Raw genomic sequence first — 6,485 nt, 5'->3', positions numbered from 1 at the left:
CGAAGCAGCCCCGGCAATTCAGAAGGTATACGAAACCCCAGCCTGCACCGTCCGCGGCGCTCCTGGGTAGGCGTAGAAGTTGAATGCTCCCTCGTCGTATTCCTTGTTGAACAGGTTCTTCAGGTCCAGGTTGAGGCGGATGTTGTCGTTGACCTTGTAAAAGGCCAGCAGGTCAACAACGGTGTACTGGTCCATGTTGTAAGTCACTGCCTCGGTCTGGCCATTGCGGTCATCGACGTACTTCACCCCAACCCCCAGCCCAAGGCCTTTGGCCAGTCCGTCCTGGAATTCGTAGGTGTTGAGCAGGCTGAAGCTGTTCCTAGGAATGTTCGCCAGCCGGGTGCCAGTGGGCAGGCGGTTGTCCTTGGTCACTTCAGCGTCGACGTAGGCGTAGCCACCGATCACCCGCCATTCTGGCGTGACATTGCCGGCGATGTTGATATCCAGACCACGGCTACGTACTTCGCCAGCGGCAAGGTTGTAGTTGGGGTCCGCCGGGTCGCGTGTCAGCACATTTTCCTTGACGATGTGATAGATCGCCGCGTCAACGCTCAGCTGACGGTCCGGCGCTTCCCATTTCATACCCAGTTCGTACGACTTGCCTTTCTCCGGGTCGAAGCCCGAACCTTGCAGGCTGGCGCCGCTATTGGGCTTGAACGAACGGGCGGTGTTGGCATAAACGGCGACAGAGTCGGTCAGGTCGTAGATCAGGCCAAAGCGCGGGGTGACGCCGTTCTCGCCTTTGCTGAAGTCGCGGTTCGCGGGCCGCTTGTCGTCGTAATCATGCTCGAAACGCTCGAAGCGTACACCTGCAAGTGCCTTCAAGCGCTCCGTCAGGGCCACCTGGTCCTGGATGAAATACGCCCAGGTCTCGAGCTTCTCGCTGTCCCAGGTAGTTGGTACCGCTGCCAGCTCCGGCCTCGGCTGGCCTAGTACCGGATTGTAAATATCGATCGTGTAGGGCGCGGTGGAACGGCGAATGATCGAATTGTAATGGTAGTTCTCGTACTCGACGCCGGTCAGCAGGGTATGGCTGAACGCACCTGTATCGAAATGCCCGGTGAGGTTCAACTGCCAGTCGCGGTCGGTCCACTCCAGCTTGCGGTAATTGAAGTTGCGCTGCAGGGTACGGCCATCTGCTGGGGCAATGGTGGCCTCTACAGCATTGCCTTTGAGCGAGCCATCGAGATACTGGAAGCCTCCACCCAGCGTCCAGTTATCGTTGAGCAGGTGTTCGAAGCGCACCTGAGCCATGTTGTTGTCATTGTGCAGCAGGTTGTCGCTGCCTTTCTCCCAGATGTAGGTATCGCGTGAAGCGCTGCCGGCCTGGGTCGGGTAGCGGGTCAAGCCACGGTCCAGCGGGTGGTTGTTGCGCATGAAATCGCCCTCGAAGACGATCTTCGTACTGTCGTTGACCTGCCAGCTGAGCACCGGCGCCACGTCATAGCGCTCGCTTTCAACGTTGTCGCGGAAGCTTTCGCCGCCTTCGCCCAGCAGGTTCAGGCGGTAGGCCAGCGAGCCGTCCTGGTTCAGCGGCCCGGTAGCGTCCAGGGTTGCGCGGTGCATGCCCTGGTCATCGAACTGGCTGCCCAGGGTGACCTTGGATTCCGGCAGCGGCTGCTTGCTGACCACGTTGAAGGTGCCGCCGGGGTCGCCACGGCCATACAGGCTGCTGGCCGGGCCACGGATCACCTCCAGGCGCTCGACCGTGTTGGCGTCCGGGGCGTTGGGGTAGCCGCGGTTGATGGGGAAGCCGTTGCGGTAAAACTCGCCGGTGGTGAAGCCGCGCACGGTGAAGGTGGTCAGGCCCTGGCCGCCGAAGTTGTTGGCGCGCCCGACACCGCCGGCGTAGTCCAGGCCGTCCTGCAGGCGGGTGGCGCCAGTGTCCTGCAGGACGTCCCTGGGCACCACGCTGACCGATTGCGGGGTCTCATGCAGCGCGGTGTCGGTGCGGGTGGCGCTGGCCGAGCGGGTGGCCTTGTAGCCGTCGACCGGGCCATCGGCACGTTCGCTATCAGCACTGCTGGTAATGCTCAGGGCCTGGAGTTCGATCTGGGCGGGGGCGCCGAGCGGCTCGGGCTCGGCAAAGGCCAGCGGGGAGACAGCATGAAGCACACAAAGCGAAACGAACGTGCGACGCATCGACGGGACGATCCTGGAGTAAGGCGCTGAGGGGGAAGGTGGGCAAGCGCCAAGAAACTACTACGAATCATTATCAAATGCATTCTTTTTAAGTGGTACTGGTGTGCCAGGTACCAAAGGGTGAAATCCGAACCGCCGTCTTTGCGGGCAAACCCGCTCCCACAGGGGGGCCACTGGCCTGAGGGCAGTGAGGTACCTGTGGGAGCGGGTTTACCCGCGAAGAGGCCGGTCCAGGTTACCCAGCCTTCAGCGGACCGCCTTGATCGCCAGCACATTGCACAGCGGATGCTCCAGCACATGCGCCGTGGTCCCGCCGAGGAACGTCTGCATGGCGTCGTGCCGGTGGCTGCCCATCACGATCACATCCGCCCGGCTGTGGCCGACGAACTCGGCAATGGCCTTGATCGCTGCCCCCTCCAGGAAGTGCCTGCGCTCCAGCGGAATCTGGTGGTGGTCGCCCAACCGGTTGAACGCCGCCCGCTGCGCGGTCCGCACGCTGCCATCGAAGCCAGGCATGGTCACCGTACCGGCGCCGAAGTCGGCAATGTGGGTCTTGGCCGCGTCGCATACGTGCAGCAGATGCAGCTCGGCATTGCACTGCAAGGCCAAGGCATGGGCGCAGTGGATCACCTGCTCATCCAGGTGCTCGCCAGCGCCATGGCTGTTCAGGTCCACCGCGGCGGCAATCTGCCGGGGCAGGGGCAGGCGGATATCGCTGACCAGGTGCACGGCCACCGGGCTGTCCTTGAGCAACTGCCAGTCCAGTGGCGTTACCAGCAGGCGCTTGAGTACCGGTTCATGCTGCACGTCCTTGATCAGCAGGTCGCAACCCAGCCGTTCGACCCGCTCCAGCACACTGCCCAGCGGGTCGCGGGTCAGCAGCAGTTCGGTAGACACATCCAGGCCGGCGTTGGCCAGTTGTTCGGCTTCGTCCGCCAGCCATTGGCGGTTGTCGCTGAGCAGCCGCTCACGCTCACGGCTATCGCTCATCAAGCCAAAGGTGTCGACATCGTCGACGAACACATTGATATCCAGCAAAGCCCCGCTGGATTCCGCCAACGCCGCAGCGCGTTGCAGCGCCGGCGTGTGGCGCATCTGCGGGCCAAGCATGACGAACAGACGCTTGAACTGGCTCATCTCACACCTCCACGTGTGACAGCCCCCCGGTGATCTGGTCTTGTTCAGTCTAGACCGCGCAGGGCTGCATGAGCACCTGACGGAGGCTGGCGCGGCACGGCGTGTCGGGTATGATGCGGGCCCCATCATTTTCACGAGGCCCGCCCCATGTCCCTGAGTGCTGAACAGATCGGCGAATTCCGCGCCTTTGCCGAGCAGTTGGCCGATGCTGCCGCTGTGGCGATCAAGCCATACTTTCGCGCCAGCCTGGAGGTCGAGGACAAGGGCGGGCGCCTGTACGACCCGGTGACCGTGGCCGACAAGGCGGCCGAGGACGCCATGCGCGAGCTGATCCAGGCCCGTTACCCCGAGCATGGCATCCTCGGCGAAGAAGCCGGTGTGGCAGTCGGCAGCAGCCCGCTTACCTGGGTGCTGGACCCGATCGACGGCACCCGCGCTTTCATCACCGGCCTGCCGCTATGGGGCACGCTGATTGCCTTGAACGACGGCGTGCGCCCGGTGGTCGGGGTGATGAACCAGCCGTTTACCGGCGAGCGCTTTGTCGGCACCCCGGAAGGTGCCTGGCGCAGCGGTACGCCGTTGCAGACCCGCGCCTGTGCCGACCTGGCCTCGGCCACGCTGATGTGCACCACGCCGGACATGTTCGATACCACCGCGCGCAAGGCTGCGTTCGAGGCCGTTGCCGGCAAGGCGCGCCTGATGCGCTACGGTGGCGACTGCTATGCCTACTGCATGCTGGCTTCCGGGTTTGTCGACGTGATCGTCGAGGCGAGCCTGCAGCCTTATGACGTGCAGGCGCTGATGCCGATCATCGAAGGGGCGGGCGGGGTGATTACCGCATGGGATGGCAGCAGCGCGCAGAATGGCGGGTGTGTGGTGGCCTGTGGTGACCCGGCGCTGCATGCACAGGTGGTGGAGATGTTGCGTCACGCCATGTAAGTGTTGTGTCGCCTGTACTGGCCTCTTCGCGGGTAAACCCGCTCCCACAGGTACTGCACGGTTTTCAGGATTTGTGGTGATCCTGTGGGAGCGGGTTTACCCGCGAAGAGGCCGGTACAGGCTTACTATCTTCCCAATCACCGCACTTTTTCCAATTTCCGGGCTCTATGCTTGGCCAGGCCGCTCTGATCCCCGGTGCGGCCGCCGAATATCGACCCGGTGCCGATGGTTGCAAGCAATCCCAATGTCTTCTCCCGCCTGCTGCTGGCAGGCGTCCTCACATGCCTGTGCGCCTGCACCCAGCAGCAGGGTCGCGACATGGTCAACCAGCTCGGCAACGGCAAGCCCGGCGAACTGTTCCAGACCAGCGTCGACCGCCTGGCCACGCTGTCCATGCGCGACAACCTGCAGAGCTTGTACCTGCTGATGAACAAGCTGTACCTGCGCAACCCCAACCAGTGGAAAATGTCCGGTTATGTCGACGCCGCGACTGCCGAGCGGCAGATCCGCATCGCCATCGAACAACGCCAGCCGTTGGCGCAACTGGGCAACCGTCGCGATCTCGCAGCCTTGAGCTATGCCCTGAGCCCCGAGTTTCGCGGTGATCGGGTCGGTGCCTTCATCTACGCCATCGGCAGCATGCTGATCACGGCGCACGGTGGCCGTACCGAGTTCTACATGACCGATACCATCGACCCGCTGTTCGTCAACAACGCCGCGCGCAATATCGAGAAGGCCACCTGGATGTTGAGCCAGCGGCAGGATGCCAATGGCGTGCTGCTGTTGTTCTCCAACGAGATCTCGGAAGAGGGCAGCAACCTGAGTTTTGCGGTGGAGTTCGGCAAGATCGTGGCTCGGCTGGATTTGCTGGCGGAATTGCTGGATGAGCGGTATCGGCGGATTGGTTTGAATTACGCGCAAAGCCTCTTGCTGATGAACTTCCTGCCTGTACAGTGACGTGAGCGGTTCAGGAAAGACCGTTCGATAAACGAACACGGCCACTGTCCCGTCTGTCCGCTATCCGCCCATCCATTCCCAAGGTTGCATTGCCCAACCCCCGCCTTTTTGCTTAAGTGTGCCCATCCACCGGTTGTCGCCTGCCCCCGCGACCCGCAGCCGGCTCGATAGAATGACCGTGACGACCGCAACCACAGCCCACCGGGCCGTAGGACGCGGCGACCAGAACAATAACGATACCGAGTGCCTTGCCTATGGAAAGCCGCCTGCTGAGCGAGCGCAGTAGCGTGTTTCATCACGCCGACCCCTATGCTGTGTCCGATTATGTCAATCAGCATGTAGGCCAGCATTGCATCGGTCTGTCCCGCACCACCCATCCGCAAGCCAGCCTCAGCCACCGCAAGTTCGCCGAACTGGACCTGTGCCGCATCAGCTACGGCGGCAGCGTACGGGTTACTTCGCCGGCGCTGGAAACCATTTATCACCTGCAGGTGTTGCTCAACGGCAACTGCCTGTGGCGGGGGCACAAGCGTGAGCAACACCTGGTGCCGGGCGAGCTGTTGCTGATCAACCCCGACGACCCGGTTGACCTGACCTATTCGGAAGACTGCGAGAAATTCATCCTCAAGGTGCCGACCCGGTTGCTGGATTCGATCTGCGATGAACAGCGCTGGCACCGGCCGGATGGCGGGGTGCGGTTCTTGCGCAACCATTATCGGCTGGAGGAGCTGGACGGGTTCGTCAACCTGCTGGCGATGGTTTGCCACGAGGCCGAGGTAAGCGACTCACTGCCAAGGGTACAGGGCCATTACAGCCAGATCGTAGCCAGCAAGTTGCTGACCCTGATGAGCACCAATATCCGTCGCGAATGCCTGAGCGCCCCTCAAGTGGGCCTTGAGCGCATTCTCGATTACATCGAGCGCAACCTGAAGCTGGAGTTGTCGGCTGAGGTGCTGGCGGAGCAGGCCTGCATGAGTTTGCGCTCGTTGTATGGGTTGTTTGACCAGCATCTGGGCACCACGCCCAAGCATTACGTGCGCCAGCGCAAGCTGGAGCGGGTGCATGCATGCCTGAGCGACCCGACCTGTGGCGTGCGCAGTGTGACGGAGCTGGCCCTGGATTACGGTTTCCTTCATCTGGGGCGTTTTTCCGAGGTCTATCGGCAGCAGTTTGGTGAGCTGCCGTCGCAGACGTTCAAGCGGCGGGGATGACACCCGCCCGCTTGGCCACCTGATATTTCTGCCAGTTGTTTGCATTTCATGCACAACACACCATTTGCCTTATCTCAGGTAAAAGGTGGCAATCATGTC

Annotated in this window: 5 protein-coding genes; 3 read left to right on the top strand and 2 right to left on the bottom strand. The window is 62.2% G+C overall.

Annotation, left to right across the window (positions count from 1 at the left end; genetic code table 11):
* Positions 1 to 18 precede the first annotated feature (18 nt).
* Positions 19 to 2,142, bottom strand: a complete 2,124-nt coding sequence (locus M2S36_RS18610) for a TonB-dependent siderophore receptor (RefSeq protein WP_233687786.1) — start codon at positions 2,140 to 2,142, stop codon at positions 19 to 21.
* A gap of 246 nt (positions 2,143 to 2,388) precedes the next feature.
* Positions 2,389 to 3,279, bottom strand: a complete 891-nt coding sequence (locus M2S36_RS18605) for a universal stress protein (RefSeq protein ID WP_207831880.1) — start codon at positions 3,277 to 3,279, stop codon at positions 2,389 to 2,391.
* A 147-nt stretch (positions 3,280 to 3,426) separates the two neighbouring features.
* On the opposite strand from M2S36_RS18605, the gene hisN reads away from it, so the two are divergent.
* From hisN to benR, 3 genes are all read left to right on the top strand, one after another.
* Positions 3,427 to 4,218: a histidinol-phosphatase gene (gene hisN, locus M2S36_RS18600; protein WP_207831882.1), complete on the top strand. Its 792-nt coding sequence runs from the start codon at positions 3,427 to 3,429 to the stop codon at positions 4,216 to 4,218.
* Between the two features lie 225 nt (positions 4,219 to 4,443).
* A complete protein-coding gene (locus M2S36_RS18595; RefSeq protein ID WP_333957598.1) occupies positions 4,444 to 5,175 on the top strand; it encodes a hypothetical protein in 732 nt (243 codons plus the stop codon).
* Between the two features lie 254 nt (positions 5,176 to 5,429).
* Positions 5,430 to 6,386, top strand: coding sequence for a benABC operon transcriptional activator BenR (benR, locus tag M2S36_RS18590; protein ID WP_207831886.1), 957 nt, complete (start codon positions 5,430 to 5,432; stop codon positions 6,384 to 6,386).
* The last annotated feature ends 99 nt before the right edge of the window (positions 6,387 to 6,485 follow it).

It is taken from the genome of Pseudomonas sp. SF2 (genome assembly GCF_036858055.1).
Classification (GTDB): Bacteria; Pseudomonadota; Gammaproteobacteria; order Pseudomonadales; family Pseudomonadaceae; genus Aquipseudomonas.
Note: the sequence above shows the minus strand (reverse complement) of the source record. Positions and strands in the feature narration are given on the sequence as shown.